The organism is Krasilnikovia sp. MM14-A1259, from assembly GCF_047159535.1.
In the GTDB taxonomy this organism is placed as follows: domain Bacteria; phylum Actinomycetota; class Actinomycetes; order Mycobacteriales; family Micromonosporaceae; genus Actinoplanes.
Genome location: NZ_BAAGAJ010000002.1, coordinates 1281908 through 1300747, shown reverse-complemented (window position 1 = coordinate 1300747; position 18840 = coordinate 1281908). Strand labels below are relative to the sequence as shown.

At 73.5% G+C, this 18840-nt stretch carries 18 protein-coding genes; 9 read left to right on the top strand and 9 right to left on the bottom strand.

Translation table 11 applies throughout. The features are described from left to right. Window positions 1-13: 13 nt before the first annotated feature. Genes ACMCNK_RS05535 through ACMCNK_RS05500 form a run of 8 tightly spaced genes read right to left on the bottom strand, consistent with a single transcriptional unit; the run spans window position 14 to window position 5603 of the window. On the bottom strand, window positions 14-988 hold the full coding sequence (locus tag ACMCNK_RS05535; protein WP_412735317.1) for a 3-oxoacyl-[acyl-carrier-protein] synthase III C-terminal domain-containing protein: 975 nt from the start codon (window positions 986-988) through the stop codon (window positions 14-16). Continuing rightward, complete coding sequence (locus ACMCNK_RS05530; protein ID WP_412735316.1) at window positions 981-1232, bottom strand: acyl carrier protein; 252 nt, start codon at window positions 1230-1232, stop codon at window positions 981-983. Before ACMCNK_RS05530 ends, ACMCNK_RS05535 begins: the two co-directional genes overlap by 8 nt. After that, window positions 1225-1839, bottom strand: a complete 615-nt coding sequence (locus tag ACMCNK_RS05525) for a ferritin-like domain-containing protein (protein ID WP_412735315.1) — start codon at window positions 1837-1839, stop codon at window positions 1225-1227. The genes ACMCNK_RS05530 and ACMCNK_RS05525 overlap by 8 nt, the downstream gene beginning before the upstream one ends. After that, complete coding sequence (locus ACMCNK_RS05520; RefSeq protein WP_412735314.1) at window positions 1836-2429, bottom strand: 4'-phosphopantetheinyl transferase family protein; 594 nt, start codon at window positions 2427-2429, stop codon at window positions 1836-1838. Before ACMCNK_RS05520 ends, ACMCNK_RS05525 begins: the two co-directional genes overlap by 4 nt. Next, window positions 2416-3513 carry an SDR family oxidoreductase gene (locus ACMCNK_RS05515; protein WP_412735313.1) on the bottom strand — a complete coding sequence of 366 codons (1098 nt, stop codon included), beginning with the start codon at window positions 3511-3513 and terminating at the stop codon, window positions 2416-2418. Before ACMCNK_RS05515 ends, ACMCNK_RS05520 begins: the two co-directional genes overlap by 14 nt. After that, the gene (locus tag ACMCNK_RS05510) at window positions 3506-4387 is read right to left on the bottom strand and encodes an aminoacyl--tRNA ligase-related protein (RefSeq protein ID WP_412735312.1); all 882 of its coding nucleotides are present in this window, start codon (window positions 4385-4387) and stop codon (window positions 3506-3508) included. Before ACMCNK_RS05510 ends, ACMCNK_RS05515 begins: the two co-directional genes overlap by 8 nt. Further along, window positions 4384-4713, bottom strand: a complete 330-nt coding sequence (locus ACMCNK_RS05505; RefSeq protein ID WP_412735311.1) for a hypothetical protein — start codon at window positions 4711-4713, stop codon at window positions 4384-4386. The genes ACMCNK_RS05510 and ACMCNK_RS05505 overlap by 4 nt, the downstream gene beginning before the upstream one ends. Further along, on the bottom strand, window positions 4710-5603 hold the full coding sequence (locus ACMCNK_RS05500) for a diiron oxygenase (protein ID WP_412735310.1): 894 nt from the start codon (window positions 5601-5603) through the stop codon (window positions 4710-4712). Before ACMCNK_RS05500 ends, ACMCNK_RS05505 begins: the two co-directional genes overlap by 4 nt. 190 nt (window positions 5604-5793) lie before the next feature. On the opposite strand from ACMCNK_RS05500, the gene ACMCNK_RS05495 reads away from it, so the two are divergent. The 3 genes from ACMCNK_RS05495 (at window position 5794) to ACMCNK_RS05485 (ending at window position 9970) form a co-directional block, all read left to right on the top strand. Further along, window positions 5794-6720, top strand: a complete 927-nt coding sequence (locus ACMCNK_RS05495; RefSeq protein WP_412735309.1) for a DUF3419 family protein — start codon at window positions 5794-5796, stop codon at window positions 6718-6720. Then, the gene (locus ACMCNK_RS05490) at window positions 6717-8132 is read left to right on the top strand and encodes a DHA2 family efflux MFS transporter permease subunit (protein ID WP_412735308.1); all 1416 of its coding nucleotides are present in this window, start codon (window positions 6717-6719) and stop codon (window positions 8130-8132) included. Before ACMCNK_RS05495 ends, ACMCNK_RS05490 begins: the two co-directional genes overlap by 4 nt. A 206-nt stretch (window positions 8133-8338) precedes the next feature. After that, window positions 8339-9970, top strand: coding sequence for a N,N-dimethylformamidase beta subunit family domain-containing protein (locus ACMCNK_RS05485; protein WP_412735307.1), 1632 nt, complete (start codon window positions 8339-8341; stop codon window positions 9968-9970). 22 nt (window positions 9971-9992) lie between these two features. Here the strand turns inward: ACMCNK_RS05485 and ACMCNK_RS05480 are convergent, their stop codons facing one another. Then, window positions 9993-12353, bottom strand: coding sequence for an MMPL family transporter (locus tag ACMCNK_RS05480; protein WP_412735306.1), 2361 nt, complete (start codon window positions 12351-12353; stop codon window positions 9993-9995). A gap of 172 nt (window positions 12354-12525) precedes the next feature. Between ACMCNK_RS05480 and ACMCNK_RS05475 the strand changes: the two genes are divergently transcribed. From ACMCNK_RS05475 to ACMCNK_RS05450, 6 genes are read left to right on the top strand one after another with little or no spacing between them, the layout of a single operon-like run. After that, the gene (locus ACMCNK_RS05475) at window positions 12526-13818 is read left to right on the top strand and encodes a flavin-containing monooxygenase (protein WP_412735305.1); all 1293 of its coding nucleotides are present in this window, start codon (window positions 12526-12528) and stop codon (window positions 13816-13818) included. A gap of 10 nt (window positions 13819-13828) precedes the next feature. Continuing rightward, window positions 13829-14683 carry a hypothetical protein gene (locus ACMCNK_RS05470; protein ID WP_412735304.1) on the top strand — a complete coding sequence of 285 codons (855 nt, stop codon included), beginning with the start codon at window positions 13829-13831 and terminating at the stop codon, window positions 14681-14683. Then, complete coding sequence (locus tag ACMCNK_RS05465) at window positions 14680-15177, top strand: hypothetical protein (protein ID WP_412735303.1); 498 nt, start codon at window positions 14680-14682, stop codon at window positions 15175-15177. Before ACMCNK_RS05470 ends, ACMCNK_RS05465 begins: the two co-directional genes overlap by 4 nt. Next, window positions 15170-16756: an amidophosphoribosyltransferase gene (locus ACMCNK_RS05460; RefSeq protein WP_412735302.1), complete on the top strand. Its 1587-nt coding sequence runs from the start codon at window positions 15170-15172 to the stop codon at window positions 16754-16756. The genes ACMCNK_RS05465 and ACMCNK_RS05460 overlap by 8 nt, the downstream gene beginning before the upstream one ends. Beyond that, window positions 16753-18552, top strand: a complete 1800-nt coding sequence (locus tag ACMCNK_RS05455) for a fatty acyl-AMP ligase (protein ID WP_412735301.1) — start codon at window positions 16753-16755, stop codon at window positions 18550-18552. The genes ACMCNK_RS05460 and ACMCNK_RS05455 overlap by 4 nt, the downstream gene beginning before the upstream one ends. Continuing rightward, window positions 18539-18832, top strand: a complete 294-nt coding sequence (locus ACMCNK_RS05450; RefSeq protein WP_412735300.1) for an acyl carrier protein — start codon at window positions 18539-18541, stop codon at window positions 18830-18832. The genes ACMCNK_RS05455 and ACMCNK_RS05450 overlap by 14 nt, the downstream gene beginning before the upstream one ends. Window positions 18833-18840 lie beyond the last annotated feature (8 nt).

Here is an 18840-nt window from a genome sequence, read left to right as displayed (position 1 = left end):
GCCGGGCCCGGGGTCAGAACCCCGGGCCCGGCGGCTGCACCTGCAGGACCGCGCACTGGAAGTTCATGCCGTACCCGGCGACCGGCAGCACGAGCCGCTGACCCGGCGTCAGGGCGCCCGTGGCGTCCAGCTCCGCCAGATTGATCAGATTGTCCCCGGCGATGACATGGCCGAGGCGGCCCGTGGCCGGGCGGTGCAGGCGCTGCTCCGGCAGGCCCAGCAGCCGGCCGAGGATCTCCACCGCCCGCACGTCGGTGTTCTGCGGGACCAGCCAGTCCGCCTCGCCCGGCGCCATCTTCACCTCGTCGCACGCCTGCCGGACCACCTCGCACGTGTTGCTGAAGTAGCTGCCCACGACCTCGTCGTCGATCGCCTCGGCCAGCGCTCCGTTCGTGACGTGCCGCACCGACAGCAGGCCGAACCGGCCCGGCGCCCGCGACACGACGCAGCCGACCGCCCCGTCGGACACCAGGTTGTACGTCTGCTCGTAGCGCGCCCCGGCCGGGAACCGGTCCGCGGTCACGCACACCACCGGGTCCAGGTCGGGTTCGGCGATCAGCAGGGCCCGGGCGACCCGTACGGCACCCAGCAGCCCCGTGCACCCCTGCTGCCCCACCCCGACCGCGATCGCGTCGTCCCACCCGAAGTCCGCCTGCAACCGGCTCGCCGGATACCGCATCAGGTGCTTGACGTCCCCGGTGGCCTCGAACTCGGCCGTGCTGCCGGTCGTGGCGTTGCCGGGCAGGCAGGTGGCGTAGACGATCGCGCCGACCCGGTCCAGCCGTTCCCGGACCGGGGTCAGCGCCCGCACTGCCAGGTCGTACGCGTCGGTGTCCGGGCCGCACACGTGATGATCGGCGAAACCGGCCGCGCGCAGCTGCTCGGCCGTGGACACCGTGCCGCCGGCCGCAACCGTCGCCTCCACGGTGCGCGGGTGCTCGCCCAGCGCCCAGCTGATGTGATCCAGGCTGACCAAGGGTTCAGCCATCCCGCCCTCCTCGCGCCCGGATCAGTGCGGCCAGGTCCCCGACGGTGTGCAGGGCACGCATCTCGTCGTGACCGAACCGGACCCCGTACAGCTCCTGCAACTCGATCACCAGCTCCACCAGGGCGAAGGAGTCGACCGGCAGCGCCGCGATCTCCGTGTCGGCCGGTACCGGGCCGTGCTGGCCCAGGATCTCGCCGATCCGCCGGTACAGGTCCTCGTCCGCCAGCTCGTACACGTCAGGCACGTCGGCTCCCCTCGTCGAACAGAAATTCCACCCGGCCGGCGTGCTCGGCCAGCGTGGCCGCGTACACCGCCTCGTCGGCCTCGGTCATCCGGCGCAGCGTCGCGGCGATGTGGTCCCGGCCGTACTCCGGTTCCATCGCGATCAGCTCCTCGCGCACCCACTTCACGTGCCAGCGCTCGTCCTCCATGATCTTGCGCAGCGTCTGGTCGACCAGCGGGTGCTGGTCCGGCACGGCCAGGTGCCGGGCGTACTGGCGCATGACGCGCTGCTCGAAGACCGAGGTGATCGCGAGCACCTCCATCAGGTTGGCCGGCAGGCCGGTGGCCGCCAGGTACTGGTCCTGGTACGCCGCGCCCAGCGGCAGCGGCTTCTCGCCGAGCTGTTCCAGGCAGTCCGTCCAGTACCGGGCGTGCTGGGCCTCGTCGGCGAAGTGGCGGGTCAGGTCGCTGTGCACCGGGCCGGGCCGTTGCGCCCGGGCCAGGCGGCCGAAGAACAGCGCGCCGCTGAGCTCCGAGATGCGGTAGAAGCTGAGCAGCCAGCGCTGGGAATCGCCCGAGCTGCTGCGCGCCGGGGCCAGCGAGGCCGGTGCGGGACGTGCCGTGGTCATGCGGTGCGCTCCTCGTGGACGGCCACGGACACCAGGTGCCCGGGCAGCTCGACGGTGCGGTAGCGGAACCGGGCCGCACCCCGGGTGGCCCGGCCGGACCAGGCGGCCGGCCGGCACAGCTCGTAGTCGGCCAGGATCCGGCCGCCGTTGCCGGTGTCGGCCTTGAACACCGCCTCCTTCACGGTCCACAGTCGCAACAGGACATCCGGTGGCGCCTCGCCGAGGTGGGCCCGTTCGGCGGGGGTCAGGAACAGCCGGGCGATGCCGGGGTTCACCGGCCGTACGGCCTCCAGGTCCACGCCGATCCCGGTGCTGAACCGGCTTCGGACACCGACCGCGACGGCCACTCCGGCACAGTGGGTCAGCGACAGGCGGGGGTGCGGCAGGACCAGCCGGTCGGTGTCCACCCGTTCGCCGAGGCGGTCGGCGACGCAGCGCAGCGCCGCCCGCCCGCGCCGGTGCTCCACCCGGTGTGCCCGGGCGTCGTGTGCCGGACCGGCGGGAGCGGGACCGGCGACGGACACGACGAACTCGGGCCCGAGCAGGGTGGCCAGCTCCGCCTCCAGCAGATCCGGGTCAGCGGCGGACATTCGGGCTCCGCGAATCGGCCAGCAACTGCCGGCAGGTCGCGCCGAGCAGCGCGGCCGCATCCAGCGGCCGGTACCCGGGCAGCAGGGCGCGCAGGCGTTCGTTGCCGACGTCCTTGCCGACGTACAACTGCGCGGCGAACGGCAGCAGGCTGGTCAGCGCCTGGCCGAGCACGCTGGCGCCGAAACCGCGGGCGCTGTCCGCCAGCAGCCGGTACGAGTGCAGGTCCGCGTACTCGGGCCGGGCCACCCGGCGGCGTGCGAACCCCGGGTCCGCGCCGAACACCTCGAACGCCACGTCCAGCGTGCGGGCCAGCGTGAGCGAGTCGGCCGCGCGGTCCGCGACATGGAACACGCCCGTCTCCGCCCGGCTCACCGCCGCGGCAGCAGCCCGCGCCACCAGCTCCGCCGTGGTCAGGTACACCGGCGTGTCCGGCAGCCCCGGCATCAGCGCCAGCATGCCCAGCCGCAGCAGCCGCAACGTGTTGTGCACCGCGTTGTGCTGGCCGGCCCGGCCGGTGGCGTCGTCCGCCAGGACCGTGGCCACCCGCAGCACACTCACCGGCAGGTCGGTCTGCCCGAACGCGTACGCCTCCGCGGCCCACTTCGACCGCTCGTACGCGTTGGCGAACCCGGCGGACGGCACCGGCGCGGGCAGTTCCATGATCGGCCCCGCCTGCAGGCCCGTGGCGTACAGCGAGCTGAGCAGGCACACCGAGCGCAGCCGGGGGCTGCGGCGGGCCAGGTCGAGCAGCCGGGCCGTGCCTTCGGTGTTCACCCGCTGGGCGACGTCCTGCTCGACCGTGAACGAGGTGACCGCCGCGGTGTGCACGATCGCGCCGAGATCGTCCGGGACGACCGCGCCGAACGGGTCGTCGCCCGACAGGTCGCCGCCGGTGCACCGGACCCGGCCCGCGGCGCCGGGCAGGTCGCGCAGCAGCGGGGCGCACTTGGCCTCGGCCTCGGCCGCGGTGGCGGCCCGAACCCACAGCAGCAGCGGGTGATCGGTGTGGGTGAGCAGGTGGCGCACCAGGTGGCGGCCCAGGTAGCCGTCCGCGCCGGTGACCATGATCCGGCCGTCAGTCATCGCTTCCCTCCGCGGGATCGGGCCAGCGCCGCGGGTCGGGCCCCCACCGGTCGGCGACGACGCCGAGCCACCGTTCCAGGCCGAACGCCACACATCCGGTGTGCGCGGCGGCCTCGCCCCGGCCGATCTCGAACGCGGCGCCGAAATGGTCGTGGTGCAGGTTCACCGACGCGATCGCCAGCGTGCCCGCCAGCGCCTCGTGCTTGACCGGGTCGAGCTGCTGCATCAGGTGCGCGCCGCTGCGCTGCGGCCGGAAGAACGGATCCGTGGCGACCTCCCACGGGCCGGGCACGCCCAGCCGTTCGCGCAGGGCGTCGACCGCGGCGCGGCCGGAGTTCAGGAACTCGCGCACCTCCGCCGCCGTCCCCACGCAGACGATCTCCCGCATGGTGAACGCCCACTGCCGGCGCAGCGGCTCGAAGCGTTCCTCGCGGCGGTAGCAGGTTGCCGCGGTGGTCACCAGCACTGGACGGTCGGTGCGGTGCTCGCGCAGCATCGCGTACACGGGGTAGCAGGCGGCCGGGGTCAGCGCGTGCCGCATCGGGGCGAGCCGGTCCACCGACACCGAACCGTCGGCGCCCAGCGCGTACCCGTCGACGAACCGCTGCACCTCGGCCTCGTCGCCGGGCAGCGTGGCCGGCATCGTGACCAGGTGCGGGAACGCCGTGAAGTACCCCATCCGGTCCAGGTCGGCGGCGGGCACGAGTGGCGGGAACTGATGCGCGGTCGCACCCCAGCCGGCGGCGATGTCGGCCACCGCGCGATCGAGGCGGTGCAGCCAGGCCAGCGCGGGCCCGGACAGTACGCAGGAGCCGTGCGTGGACACGGTCACGCCGTCGGGCAGACGGGTCGGTACGGTCGTGGCGGCGGTCATGAGTGGGCTCCCGACGTGGCGTGGGTTTCGTCCGGTGCGAAGAACGCCTGCGCGATCGTGCCGATGTCGGCGAACGCGCCGGGCGCGAGGCTGCGCGGGTCGACCGGTGCCGCCCGCAGTTCCTCGATGAACAGCAGCAGCTCCACGATGTGCAGCGAGGTGACCAGCCGGCTGGAGATCAGCGGGGTGTGTTCGGTCAGCGTTTCCGGGTCCAGTCCCGGATTGCGCGCCACGACCCACTCCCGCAGCGCAGCCCGGATGTCAGTCATGCTGGCCCGGCTGGGCATGCGCTCGCGGCCCTCGCTGCGCTCGGTGCACTCGCTCATGCCGCACCTCCGGTGAGGATGCCGTGCTTGTGCAGGAAGCGCAGGCAGCGGCGGCTGATCGCGGCCCGGTGGGCCTCGGCGGCCGGATCGGCGAACGCGTCCGCGGCCAGGCGCCACGGCTCGTCCAGCCCGGCATCGGCGTAGCACTGCGGGTTGTAGAACGTGCGCCAGACGGCGTGCACGTACCCGGCCAGGGCCGCGCGGATCTCGTCGAGCAGCGGCTGCGGCCAGTCCCGCAGGCCGTCGGCGAACAGCCGCAGCACCACCCGGCGGCCGAACGCCAGATGGCGGCGCTCCTCGTGATGGTGGTCGTGGTTGATCCACCGGGCGACCGCGACGAGGCGGTCGTCGGCGGCCATCCGGACGTTGAGACAGTCCACGATGTCCTCGAAGATCATGACCCGGGCGAAGAACAGGAAGTCCGCGGCTTCCGGCGGGTCCTGTGCCAGCGTCAGCATCCGCTCCGGGTAGATCCGGCCCGCGTACCGCTCGCAGAATTCGGTGAAGTACGCGCTGTGCCGTTCCTCCTCCTCGATCATCCGGGCGAGGTACGGCGCCAGGAACGCGGTCGCGGGCCGGTCCAGCCGGGCGCGCAGCCCGTCGATCAGCAGCCGCTCGCCGTGGATGTTCTGGCTGTAGAAGTTCACCGCCTCCCAGAAGCTCAGCAACCGCCGCTGCGGCTCGCCCATCGCGGGCCAGCGCGCGGTGGCGTACAGCGAGATCAGTTCGGGGCTGGTGAACCACTGGTGCTTCTCCAGCGCGTCCGCCGCGGGCCACGGCCCGGGCTGCGGCTGCTCCTCGCGCGCCGACTCGGCGCACAGGTGCCGCACGAGCTCGCCCAGCTGGGCGTCCGCCGGGCGCGCCGGCGCGGCGGTGACGGGGTGGGTCATCTGCGGGTCTCCCGGTCGGGTGGTCGTGGGCCGCCGCCGCGGGGTGGTCCGCGGGGCACCGGCCGTGGGCCGTCGGGGTAGAGGAGCGCGGCGACCCGCCGGTGATACGGCCCGGCGGGACGTATTCGCGGGCCGGGTGAACGCATCTGTTTCCGCAAGACCCGCCCACGGGCAAGGCGATGGAGGAGACATGACGCAACTCGACGCCGTCGGCGTTCCCGCACAGGCGCCCGGCTGGCAGCCGGACCCACGGGACGGCGGACACCGGCTGATCTTCGGCCGGATGTACGAGGACAGCGAGGTCGAGCGCACCGTCCTGCCGAGGCAGGGGCGGATCCTGTGCATCGCCTCCGCGGGCGACACCGCCCTGGCGCTGGCGGGGCAGGGGCGGCAGGTCACCGCGGTGGACGCCAACGCGGCGCAGATCGCATACGTGCGGGAGCGGCTGCGTGGCGCACCCGCCCGGCCCGGATCGACCGAGCGGTTGCTGCGCCACGCCCGCCGGGTGCTCGCCTGCGTCGGGTGGCGCCGCGCGGAGCTGGCGGCGTTCTGTGAGCTGGACGACCCGGCCGAGCAGTTGGCCCGATGGCGGGAACACTTCGACAACCGCCGGTTCCGGGCCGTGCTCGCGGCGACGCTCGGGCCCGCAGGGGTGCGCGCGGGCGGGTTCGGGGCGTTCACCCGCGACGCGTCCGGCCCGGCGCACCGCTTCGACCTGGTCGTTCGACAGCGCCTGGAACGCGGCCTGGGACGCCATCCCAACCGCACCAACCCGTACGTGCGGGGGCTGCTGCTCGGCGAGGCACCGCCGCCGGTGGAAGCGGTCGAGGCGGAGCGGCTGGAGCTGATCTACGCGGATGTCGCCGCGTACCTGGAATCCGTGCCGTCGGGCACGTTCACCGGGTTCAGCCTGTCCAATGTGCTCGACGCGGTCGGGCCTGCGTACGCCGCCCGGCTGCGTACCGCGGTGCACCGCGCGGCCGCGCCCGGCGCGGTCGCGGTGTGGCGCAGTTTCGGCCCCGGCGACGGCCGCCCGGCCGAGCAGAAGTGGGCCGGGCGCGACCGCGCGATGCTGTGGGGAAGCCTGCGGGTCGAGCGGATCGGTACGGCCGCGTGAGCGCACCCGCCCCGCAGCGCCGCTGGTGGGTGCTCGCCCTGGTCTCGCTGGCGCTGTTCATGGTGACCCTGGACAACCTGGTCGTGACGACCGCGCTGGCCAGCATCCGGGCCGGGTTGTCCGCCTCGCTGCCGCAGTTGGAGTGGGTGGTCAATGCGTACACGGTGTCGTTCGCGGTCCTGCTGCTGCTCGGCGCGGCCCTGGGGGACCGGTTCGGGCATCGGCGGATGTTCGTCGCCGGCCTGGCGGTGTTCACCGCGGCGTCCGCGGCGGCTGCCGCCGCGCCCAGCGCGGGTCTGCTGATCGCGGCCCGGGCCGTGCAGGGTGCCGGCGGTGCCATCGTGCTGCCGATCAGCCTGACGTTGCTGGCCGGGGCGTTCCCGGGGCGGCAGCGGGGGCTCGCGTTCGGCGTCTTCTCCGGCGTCAGCGGCCTGGGGGTGGCGCTGGGCCCCGTGGTGGGTGGCGCGATCACCCAGGCCGCCTCATGGCCGTACGTGTTCGCCCTGAACGTGCCGGTCGGCATCGTCGGGTGCCTGGCGGCGCCGTTCGTTCTGGCCCGCAGCGCGGGACCGGCGCGCCGGCTCGACGTGCCCGGCGCGGTGCTGGTCACCGGCGGGCTCGCCGGGGTCATGGTGGCGCTGGTCGCGGTGCCGGAGCACGGCTGGGCGTCCGGCCGGGTGACCGGCCCGCTGACCGTCGGGGTGGCGCTGCTGGCGGGGTTCGTGGCGTGGGAGCGGCGGGCCGCCGAGCCGATGCTGCCGCTGCGGTTCTTCACGAACCGTGTGTTCACCGCGGTGAACCTCGCCGGCGTGGCGATGTACTTCGGCATGTTCGGTGGCATCTTCCTGCTGGCGCCGTTCCTGCAGACCGTGCAAGGACATGATCCGCTGGATGCGGGACTGCGGATCCTGCCGTGGACCGTGATGCCGCTGGTGGTGTCGCCGCTGGCCGGGATGGTCAGCGAGCGCTGGGGGGCGCGGCGGCTGATCGGCGGCGGGCTCGTACTGCAGGCGCTCGCGCTGGGCTGGCTCGCGGTGGTGCTGACCCCGCAGTTGTCGTTCGCGGCGCTGCTGGTGCCGGCGGTGCTCGGCGGGACCGGGATGGCCCTGGTCTATCCGCCCGCGGCGAGCACCGCACTGTCCGCGGTACGGCCACACGAGGCCGGCGCGGCGTCCGGGGCGATGAACGCGCTGCGCGAGGCCGGGGGAGCGTTCGGGATCGCGGTGCTCGCCTGGGTCTTCACCGCCAACGGCGGCGGGACCGCTCCGAATGCGTACGTCTCGGGCCTGGTTCCGGCACTCGCCGTGGGAGCCCTCGTGCTGGCCGCGGGGGCGGTCGCCGCGTGGTGGCTGCCCGGCCCGGTCACGCGGCGCGACCCTGCGCCGGCCGAAGCCGTCGCCGCGCCGGGGTGAGCGGGCGCACCCGGCCCGGCGCCGGCCATTCGGCCGACGTGGACGCCGCCGGTCGCAGTGCACCCCATTGACACCGGATTCGTACCCCCGGTCCCCAACCGAGCGCTGCCATCGTGGCGGAGTTCCGACACTGTCGTCGGGCCTGCTGCGAAGGGATCGAGATGCGCGCCCGCTCAAGGCTCACCCTGGCCGCTGTGGTGTCGGCCATGATCGGACTCGCGGGCACCGCAGTCGCAGCCAGACCCGCAACCGCAGGGTCGGCCCCGGTGCCGTGCGCGGCGCGGCCCACGGCCGCCGGGTACGTCAAGGCCGAGAACCGCCGTCCCGGCTCGGCCGGGTGGAACTACAGCACGCGGGTGGACACCGGGCTGCAGGCGTTCGCGAACACCGCCTCTGCCAGCTGTGGCCAGCTCGTGCGCCTGATGGTGTCCACCCGGGCACCGCGCGCAAGGATGACCGCCTGGCGGATGGGCTATTACGGTGGCGCCGGCGGCCGCGCCGTCTTCACCACCGGCTTGTTCCGGACGAAACTCCAGCCCGCCGCGGTCGTCGACCAGACCACCCGTACGCCGCGGGCGCCGTGGGACACGACCCTGATGTTCCGCCTCGACGGCCGTTTCATCCCCGGCTCGTATCTGCTGAAGATCACCGACTCCAAGGGCGGCCAGACGTTCGTGCCGCTGACCGTCACCGATCCGGCCTCGACCAGCCCCCTGGTGTTGATGTCCGAGCCGCTGACCTGGACCGCGTACAACGCGTGGGGAGGGTACAGCGCCTACGGGGGTCCGCGGAGCAGGAACGAGCGGAGCCTGATCGTCTCGTTCGACCGGCCGTACAGCTACAACCACGGCATGGCCACGTACCTCACCGACGAATACCCGCTGGTCCGGCTCGTCGAGCAGCGTGGCCTGGACACGGCGTACGTGACCGACACGGATCTGCACACCAACCCCGCCCTGTTGCAGGCGCACAAGGGGGTGCTGGTCGGTGGGCATGCGGAGTACTGGTCGCAGCCGATCCGTGCGGGCTTCGAGCAGGCCCGCGACGCCGGGGTGAACATCGCATTGTTCGGTGCCAACACCGCGTACTGGCAGGTCCGGATGCGGCCGACGCGGTTCGGGCCGAACCGCGAGTTCGCGATCTACCGCGAACCGCAGCTCGACCCGGTGACGGCCAGCGACCCGCAGGGGAGCACGGTCCGGTTCCGTGATCTTCCGTCCGCGCAGCCGGAGGGGAAGCTGTTCGGGCAGCAGTACATGGGTTGTCCGGGCCGTTTCGGCGACATGGTGGTGTCCAACCCCGACTGGCCCTTCCCGGCCGGTACGCCCGCAGGCACCAGCCTGCCGATGGGGGTACAGCAGGAGTTCGACGTCGCGGTCCGTGATGCGATGCCGGACAACACGCCCGTGCAGATCCTCGCCGACTCGCCGATCAGCGGATGTGGCGCCCCGATGTCGGCGAACGTCAGCTACTACACCGCTCCCTCCGGTGCCGGCGTCTTTGCCGCCGGGACGCTGGGATGGGTCTGCCACCTGTACGGCACCACCTGCGCGTACAGCGGAGTGACGTACCCGAAGACGCGCGCGATGTTCGTCGCCACGACGATCAACCTGGTGGAGGCGATGGCCCAGCAGCCGCTGGGGGCCAGCCACCCGAGCAAGGCGAGTGACCCGCCGGCCGTGTCGGAACCCGACGACGACCCGGGCATCCTGTCGGGCGACGCCGACGCCGACGCGGACAACGACGCGAGCGATGACGACGATGACGACGACGCGGCGCAGTCGTGGTTGTCCGCCGAGGTTCCGGTGGGCGACCTCTGGGCAGGCGCCCACCGGTAGGCGCCGGCACGGTGCGACGCGGTCAGCGTCGCACCGTGTTGACCGGCGCCGGTCCGGTCGCCGCCCAGTGCCCGCGTGGCAGATCGCCGGTGCCGTCCGGTCCGCCGGTCGCGCCGCCGTCATGATCGGGTGCCGACGCCGGTGCGGTGGGCGCGGGTAGCAGCGCGCCCAGCCACTTCGGCAGCCACCAGTTGCGTTCGCCCAGCAGCACCAAGGTCGCCGGGACGAGTAGCAGCCGCACCACACTCACGTCCAGCAGCACCGCCACCGCCAGGCCGAACCCGATGGCCTGGATCGGCACCAGGGTGGTGAACGCGAACCCGCCGAACACCACGATCATGATCGCGGCGGCGGGGCCGATCACCCCGGCGGTCCCGGTCACCGCGCGCACCACGGCGTCGTTGGTGCGGTAACCGTCCAGGTGTGCCCGGCGGACCGCGGTGAGCAGGAAGACCTCGTAGTCCATGGACAGGCCGAACAGGATGCAGAACAGGAACAGCGGCAGGAACACCTCGACGTAGCCGGGGGCGTGCACCCCGAGCAGTGAGGCGCCGTGGCCCTGCTGGAACACCCACACCAGCACGCCGTACACGGCCAGGACCGACGCCAGGTTCGTCAGCACCGCCTTGAGCGCGATCGGCACGCTGCGGAACGCCACCATCAGCAGCACGAACGACAACACCAGCACCAGGGCGATCACCTTCGGTACGCTGCCGCCGACCTGGGTGTTGAGGTCGACGTTCTGCGCCGGCTCGCCGCCCACCAGCACGGTGGTACCGGCCCCGGCCACCCCGGGCAGCGTGGCCCGCAGGCGGTGCACGAGGTCGATCACCTGGGCCGACTGGGGGCCGTGCCGGGTCGCCACGGTCAGCGCCGCGACCCGCCCGTCCGCGCCGATCTGCGGCGCCGCCACGTCCACCACCTCCGGGTCGGTGTGCAGCCGGGCCGACAGCGCGCGGGCGATGCGTTCCATGGTGGCCCGGGTGTCCGGCGCCACCGGTGCGGGATCGGCGCCTGCGGCGGCCGGCGCCGCGACCAGCACCCGCAGCGGCCCGGCCCGGCCCGCGCCGAACCCTTCGGCGAGCCGCTGCGCGGCCACCCGGGGCGCCGCGTCCGCGGCCAGGATGTCCGGGCCGGACGTGCCCAGCTTCAGGTGCAGGGCGGGCAGCGCGAGCACGGTCAGCAGCGCCACGGTCGCGCCGACCACCCACCAGGGGCGGCGCACCGGCAGCTCGACCACGGCGCGCAGGCGGCCGGAGCGCGGCTCGTCCCCGTACGTGCGGCGGCCCAGGCGCCCGGGCAGCCGCAGCGCGTTCACCCGGGTCCCGAGCATCGCCAGCGCGGCCGGGAACAGTGTCAGTGCGGCGGTTGCCGCCACCGCCACCGCGATCATGGCGCCGAGCCCCATCGACCGGTACGCGGGCACGTCGACCAGCTGGGTGCCCGCCAGCGCGACCACCACGGTCAGCGCGGACACCAGCACGCCGTGGCCGCTGCTGCCCAGCGCCTCACCGACCGCCTCCTGCGGGCTCAACCCCCGGGCCAGCGCCCGCCGGAACGGCCGCAGCACGAACAGCGCGTAGTCGATGCCCACCCCGACCGCGATCATCGTGGCCAGGTTCTGGGTGAAGATGTTCACCGTGGTGGTGGCGGCCAGCACCGAGATGAGCGACAGTCCCACGGCGGCGGCGATGCCGGCCAGCGCCAGCGGCAGCAGCGCCGCGACCGCGCTGCCGAGCGCGAGCAGCAGGATCACCAGCACCAGCGGCAGCACGATGCGTTCCGCGGTGGCCAGGTCCTTGGAGCCGGTTTCCTGGAACGCGGCGTAGAACGGGGCGTCACCGGTCATCGCGCCGTCGGCAGCGGTGCCCGCCAGCGTCCGGTCGACCGTCTCCTGCAGTTTCGGGGCGTGCGCGTACGCCGCGTCCTGCGGCTCGTTGATGCCCACGGACACGACCGCGGTGTGCCGGTCGGGGGAGATCTGGCCGGTCTTCAGCGGGTCGGTCACCTCAGCGACCCCGGGGGCGGCGGCCAGCGCCGCGCGGACCCGCTGCAGGGCCGAGGCGTACCCGGGGTCGTCGACCGTGACCCGATCGGAGTGCACCACCAGCACGCTGGTCCGGTCGAAGCGTTGCGGCAGCGCCTGATGTTCCAGCGCGGCGACCTGCGCCGAGCCCGAACCGGGCACCTCGAAACCGCCCGCGGTCAGGTTGTCGGCAAGCCGACTGAGCGCCGGCACCCCGGCCAGTACCGCCAGCAACCACAGCGACAGCACGAGCCGGCGGTGCCGGCCGATCAGCCGTCCCCAGGCGGCGAAGCCGGGGCGGGGCAGTGCCCGCCGCCCGGTGGTGCGAGGTGCGGGTTTCGTCGCGGTCCGCGTCACGATGTCTCCTTCCGGCCGGTGGCCCGCAGTGGCAGAGCCACGGGCGACGGTCGGTGATACGTCAGGTCGGCGGCGGTATCAACTCCTCGGCCCGGGCATCTTCCCTCCTGCAGACGCGCCCTGCCGGACGCGCCGAAGCCAGCGAGAAAGCCGGGAGCCAATGAGTACGACCATGGACCTGCGGGACCGTTACGCCGTCATCGGTGCCGGCCCGTCCGGACTGGCCGCCGCCAGGAATCTCATGGCCGAAGGGGTGGCCTGTGAGGTGCTCGAAGCCCACGACGGAGTGGGCGGCATCTGGGACCGGGCGAACCCGCGTAGTTCGGTGTACGCCAACACCCACACGATCACCTCGAAGAAGGTGACCGAGTATCCGGACCTGCCCCTCGCGGGTGACCTGCCGACGTACCCGCGGCACGACGCGATTCTGGACTACCTGCGAGCGTACGCCGCGCAGTACGACCTGACCTCGCTGATCCGGTTCGGCCAGGAGGTCACGGAGGTGACCCCGGACGGCGAGCACTGGCTCGTACGGACCGCGGACGGCACGACCCGCCGCTACCGCGGGGTGGTGATCGCCAACGGGCACAACTGGCAGCCGCGGTTCCCCGGGTACCCCGGCAGCTTCGACGGCGAGACGCTGCACTCGCGCGACTACGACACGTCCGCGGGCTTCGCGGGCAAGCGGGTCCTCGTGGTGGGGGCGGGCAACTCCGGGTGCGACATCGCGGTGGAGGCCGCCCAGACCGCCGAGTCCGTGATGCTGAGCATGCGGCGCGGCTACTACTTCGTACCGAAGTACATCCTCGGCAAGCCCGCCGACCAGGTCGGGGATGCCAGCCAGTCGCTGCGGCTGCCGATCGGGCTGGTCCGCCGCATGTACAAGCTCGTGCTGCGTGCCACGGTCGGCCGCCCCCAGGACTACGGGCTGCCGGTGCCGGACCACAAGCTGCTGGAGTCCCCGCCGATCGTGAACTCGCTGCTGCCGTACTACGTGGGGCACGGCCGCGTGAAGATCCGCCCGGAGGTCAAGGAGCTGGACGGCGACAAGGTGGAGTTCGCCGACGGCCAGGTCGACGCGGTCGACGTGATCGTCTACGCCACGGGCTTCCAGGTGCACGTGCCGTTCCTCGACCCGGAGCACCTGAGCTGGCGCAACGGCCGCCCCGACCTGTACCTGATGGCGTTCTCCCGCCGCCACGACAACCTGTTCGTGGCCGGGCTGACCGACGGCACCGGCGGCCATTTCCCGACCGTGCACCTGCAGACCCAGGTGATCGCGAAGTTCATCGCGGGACGGGACCGGGGCAGCGCGGCGGCAGCCGAGCTGGCCCGGCGCAAGGCCGGCGACCATCCGGATGTCAGCGGCGGCATCAAGTTCATCGACTCGCCGCGCAGCCTCACCCAGTTCGAGCTGCACACCTACCTGCGGCAGCTGCGCCGGCACCGCGACGACCTGTCCTGAGGAGAACGCCATGACCGTCACCGACAAGGCGACCGCCGGACCGCTCGCCGACGTGATCTTCGACGTGCCGTACTGCAGCGTGTCGCAGTACTACGAGTATTACGGCGACGCGCCCGCCCCGTCCGTGTACGGGCTGTCCTGCGTGTGGCAGACCTTCGAGGTGGGCCGCCGCCTGGAGGAGTCGGGCCTGGGCCCGGTGCGGTACCTGGTCGACGGGCGGCACGTGGCCGCGGTGACCACCACCGCCGACGGCATGGACGTGTACGACCCGTACCTGCTGCACCTGGAGCCGCTGCGGCTGCGGCGGGCCGACGCCGGTCCGAACGGGACCGTGACGGCGGTGCAGGAGGCGGCGCCGTTGCGGACCACGGCGCAGGGCGGGTCCGCGCCGGGCCGGGTCCGGGCGGTGTGGACGCCGGAGCGCAACCGGCTGCGCCTGGAGTACACCCGGTTCAGCCCGCGGCGCGGGCACCACGTGGTGTCGCGGATGTTCACGTTCGCGACCGACCGGGTGCTCGGTGCGGTGCCACCGCCTGCCGAGGTGGTGCGCCCGCTGCTGCTGCACCCGGAACAGAACAACCTTTCCGTCCGGGTGGTCGACCGCGACCTGGGTATGCATGAGCTGGTGTACCCGCTGGCCGGCGGCGCGCCGGTCCGCGCGCAGGACCTGCTGACCCGCGACAACGACGGCCGGTGGGCGCGGCACGGCCGGCGCGACTTCGACGCCGTGCTCGGCGCGATGGCCGGCACGCTCGCGGTCAGCACCCGTGAGCTCGTCGACTTCGTGCTCGGCGGCGTGGACATCTACCGCCGGGTGGCCCCGGCAGACCTTGACATCGCGGCGTACTCGCTGGAGGACGAATGACATCCTTTTTCCTTGCCGGGCTCATGCAGGGCTCCCGCAACGGCAACGACACGGCCGACCAGTCGTACCGGGGTCAGCTGCGCGACCTGATCCTCGCGCACCATCCACAAGCGACCGTGTTCGACCCGGGTGAGCTGATGGCGCAATGGCTGTCGGCGGACGCCGACGACCTGCGCCGCAGCCACGGCGAGCTGGCCGCCACGCCGGTGCTCACCAGCACCGCACTGGCCCCGCCGGTCACCCGCCTGGTCACCACGTTCCACGATCTGGTCGGGCTGGCCGCCGCCGCGGACGTCTGCGTGGCGTGGCTGCCCGGACACGAGGCCAGCATGGGCACCGCGGTGGAGATGTACGCGGCACACCAGTCGGGCCGCCGCGTCGTCGCGATTACCGAGATGCGCCAGAACCTCGCCGTGCTCGCGTGTGCCACGCACATCGTGCCGACGCTCGCGGCGTTCGCCGAGCTGCTGGCCTCGGGGGACCTGGATGCCTAGCGGCGGCGCGCTGGTGCCCGCGGACGGCCACGCCCGGCCCCGGGACGCGTGCGGGGTGGTCGGCGTGATCGCCGCCGACCCCGCCACGGCCGGCGCCCCCGGCGGCGGCCTCCGCGGCGGGGTGGCCGATCCCGCGGTGGCGGTGCGGGCGTACGGCGGGCTCGGCGCGCTGCAGCACCGCGGCGACCAGAGTGCGGGGATCGTGGCCGGGGCGCGGGGCTGCCGTACCGGGAGGGTCGCCGGGCCCGGCCCGGTGCGCGAGGCCTTGGCCCGGGCGGACGTCGACGCGCTGCGCGGCGACGTCGCGGTCGGTCACGTCCGGTATGCCACGGCCGGCGGCCTGGGCGAGGGCAACATCCAGCCGATCGAGCGGCAGGTGGGGCCGGTCTGGTTCGCGCTGGCCCACAACGGCAACCTGGTCGGTGCGCCGCAGCCCGCCGACGGCAGCGAGCTGGAACCGGGCGCCAGTGACAGCCTGACCGTGGCGACGCTGCTCGCGGAGGCGCTCGCGGGGGGCGGCTCCTTCGAGGACGCGCTGTGCGCCCTGCTGCCGAAGCTCACCGGCGCGTACTCGTTCGTGCTGACCGACGGCACCCGCCTGTACGGCCTGCGCGACCCCAAGGGCCTGCGGCCGCTCTGCCTGGGCCGCAGCCGCGACGGCTGGGTGTTCGCCTCGGAGACCCCGGCGCTGGCCGAGATGGATGCCGAGTTCGTCCGCGAGGTGGAACCGGGCGAGGTGGTGATCGCGGACGCGGCCGGGATCCGCTCGGTGCACCCGTTCCCGGCCGGCAGCGTGCAGCACCGGCTGTGCCTTTTCGAATTCGTGTATTTCAGCCGCCCCGACGGGCATCTGTACGACCGGTCCGTGTACCTCACCCGGTGGCGTGCCGGTGCGGCACTCGCCGCCCACGCCCCGCTCCCGAGCGACGAGAACCGTCCGGAACGGGAGGTGCTCGTGCTGCCCCTGCCGGACTCGGCGATCCCGGCCGCTCAGGGGTACGCGGCACACAGCGGACTGCCGTACGGCGAGGGGCTGGTGCGCGACCGCGCGCTGGGCCGCTCGTTCCTGGCCGCGGCGCAGGGGGAACGGGAGCGGCGGGCGGCCTCGAAGTTCCGGCTGATCCCGGAGCTGATCCGCGGCAAGCGGCTCGTCGTGGTCGACGACTCGCTGGTCCGGGGCACCACCACCCGGGCGGTCACCGCCCAGCTGCGGGCGGCGGGCGCCGCGGAGGTGCACCTGCGGATCGCCTCGCCGCCGTGGCGCTGGCCGTGCCCGCTCGGCATCGACGTGGGCAGCCACGGGGAACTGGCGGCGGGCATTTCGACGCTGTCCGCGATCCGTGACGAGCTGGGCGTGGACAGCCTCGCCTACCTGCCGCTGGACCAGCTGCTCGGCGCGGTCGGGGCGCCTGCCGGGAAGTTCTGCACCGGCTGCCTCACCGGGGACTACCCGGTGCGGGTGCCGGTGGTGCCCAGCCAGCGTCCCGACGACGTGCTCGTACCCGCACCGGCCGGCTGTGTCAGCCGGACCGGCCGAACCGCCAACCACCGAAGCATTCGGAAGGAACCTCAACGATGACCAGTGACACGTTCACCCGACCCGTCGTGGCGGCACCGGCCGCCCGCCCGTCGACGCTGATCCGGTCGCTGCCGGCCACCGTGCACGAGGAGGCGGTACGGAACCCGGATCGCACCGTGCTCACCGCCCTGGACCGTGACGGGCAGACCGCCGAGGTGCTGACCTGGGCCGAGCTGGACCGGCAGGCCCGGGCGCTGGCCACGGACCTGCGCGCGGTGGCCGTGCCCGGCGACCGGGTGCTGGTGCCCGCGATGCCGGACCTGCGTTTCCACGTGGCGTTCCTGGCCTGCCTGTACGGCGACCTGGTGGCCGTGCCGGTGCCGCCGATCCGGCCCGCCGGGCTGCGTTCGGCCGCCACCGGCAAGCGGGCGAACCGGCTGGACCGACTGCTGGCGATCTGCGCGGACGCCGCCCCGGCCGCGGCCGTGGTGCCCGGCGCGGTGGTGGACGCGCTGGCGCAGGTCGCGGCGGGCGAGCCGGTGCTGCGCCGGATGCACCTGGTCGCCGCGGAGCCGCACGAGACGACCGACCCGATTGCCGTACCGCAGTGGGTGGACCCGGCCGAGGTGGCGTTCCTGCAGTACACGTCGGGTTCGACCGCCGCGCCGCGCGGTGTCGTGATCACCCACGGGGCGATGATCGCCAACCAGCGGATCATCGCGGAGCACCTGCGGATCACGTCGCAGTCCACGGTGGTCAGCTGGCTGCCGGTCTACCACGACATGGGGTTGTGCGCGGGGCTGCTGCAGCCGGTGTACGTGCGCGGCGAGGCCGTCGTGATGGCGCCGGAGACGTTCATGGTGCGCCCGGAACGGTGGTTGCGGGCGATCTCCGGGCGCCGCGACGTGATCTCCCCGGCGCCGGACTTCGCGTACGCGCTGTGCGCCGCCCGGATCGGCCCGGAGGTGCGCCGCGAGCTGGACCTCAGTGGCTGGCGGGTGGCGCTCAGCGGCGCCGAGCCGGTGCGCGCGGACACGATGCGGGCGTTCACGGAGGCGTTCGCCGACAGCGGCCTGCCCGCCACGGCCCCGACCGCCGGGTACGGCCTGGCCGAGTCGACGCTGTTCGTCAGTGGCGGGCGGGCCGGGGAGCCGCTGAAGGTGGGCCGCTTCGACCGGGAGGAGCTGGCGCACGCGCTGGCCAGCGCCGCCGGTCCCGACGCCGCGGCGGCCGAGGTGGTGGGCTGCGGTGGCCCGGTCGCGGAGGTCGAGGTGGCGATCGTCGACCCGATCACGTTCCGGCGGTGCCGTCCCGGCACGGTCGGGGAGATCTGGGTGGACTCGCCGAGCAACGGCACCGGGTACTGGGGCCAGGAGGAGAGCAGCCGGGAGATCTTCGCGGCCGAGCTGGCCGACGAGCCGGGGCGCGGCTGGCTGCGTACCGGGGACCTGGGGTTCCTGGAAGGCGCGGAGCTGTTCGTCACCGGCCGGCTCAAGGACGTGGTGATCATCCGCGGGGCGAACTACTACCCGCACGATTTCGAACGCCTCGTGCAGGCCGCGGATCCGTTGCTGGCCGGCGGCATCGCGGCAGCGTTCGGTACGAGCGGGACGGACTCGGTGACCGTGGTGGCCGAGGTGGCCCGCGACGTGACCGACTCGGAGGCGCACGCGCTGACCGTGGCGGCGGCGCGGGCGGTTGCGGAGCACCTGCCGGTGGCCACCGGGATCGTGCTGGTGCCGCGGGGCAAGGTGCCCCGGACGACCAGCGGAAAGGTGCGCCGCGGTGAGTGCGCGGCCCACCTGTCGCAGGGCAAGCTGCCGGTGCTGGCGAGGTGGCCTCGTGAAGCCGCGTGAGCTGGGCGCCGCGGTGGCCGCGCCGGACGGAAATCCCGCAGTGTCCGCCGAGGCGGTCGTAGCGTGGCTGCGTACCCATCTCGGCGACACGCTGGGCGTCGCCCCCGAGTCGCTGGACGGCGACGCACCGCTGGCGGTGTACGGGATGACGTCGCTGGTGAGCGCGATCCTGCTGGCGGATCTGGAGGACGCCTTCGACATCGCGGTCGACCCGGCCGACGTCCCGCCGGACGTGACGCTGACCCAGGTCGCCGAGATCGCCGTTGCCGCGCAGGGCTGATCACACGG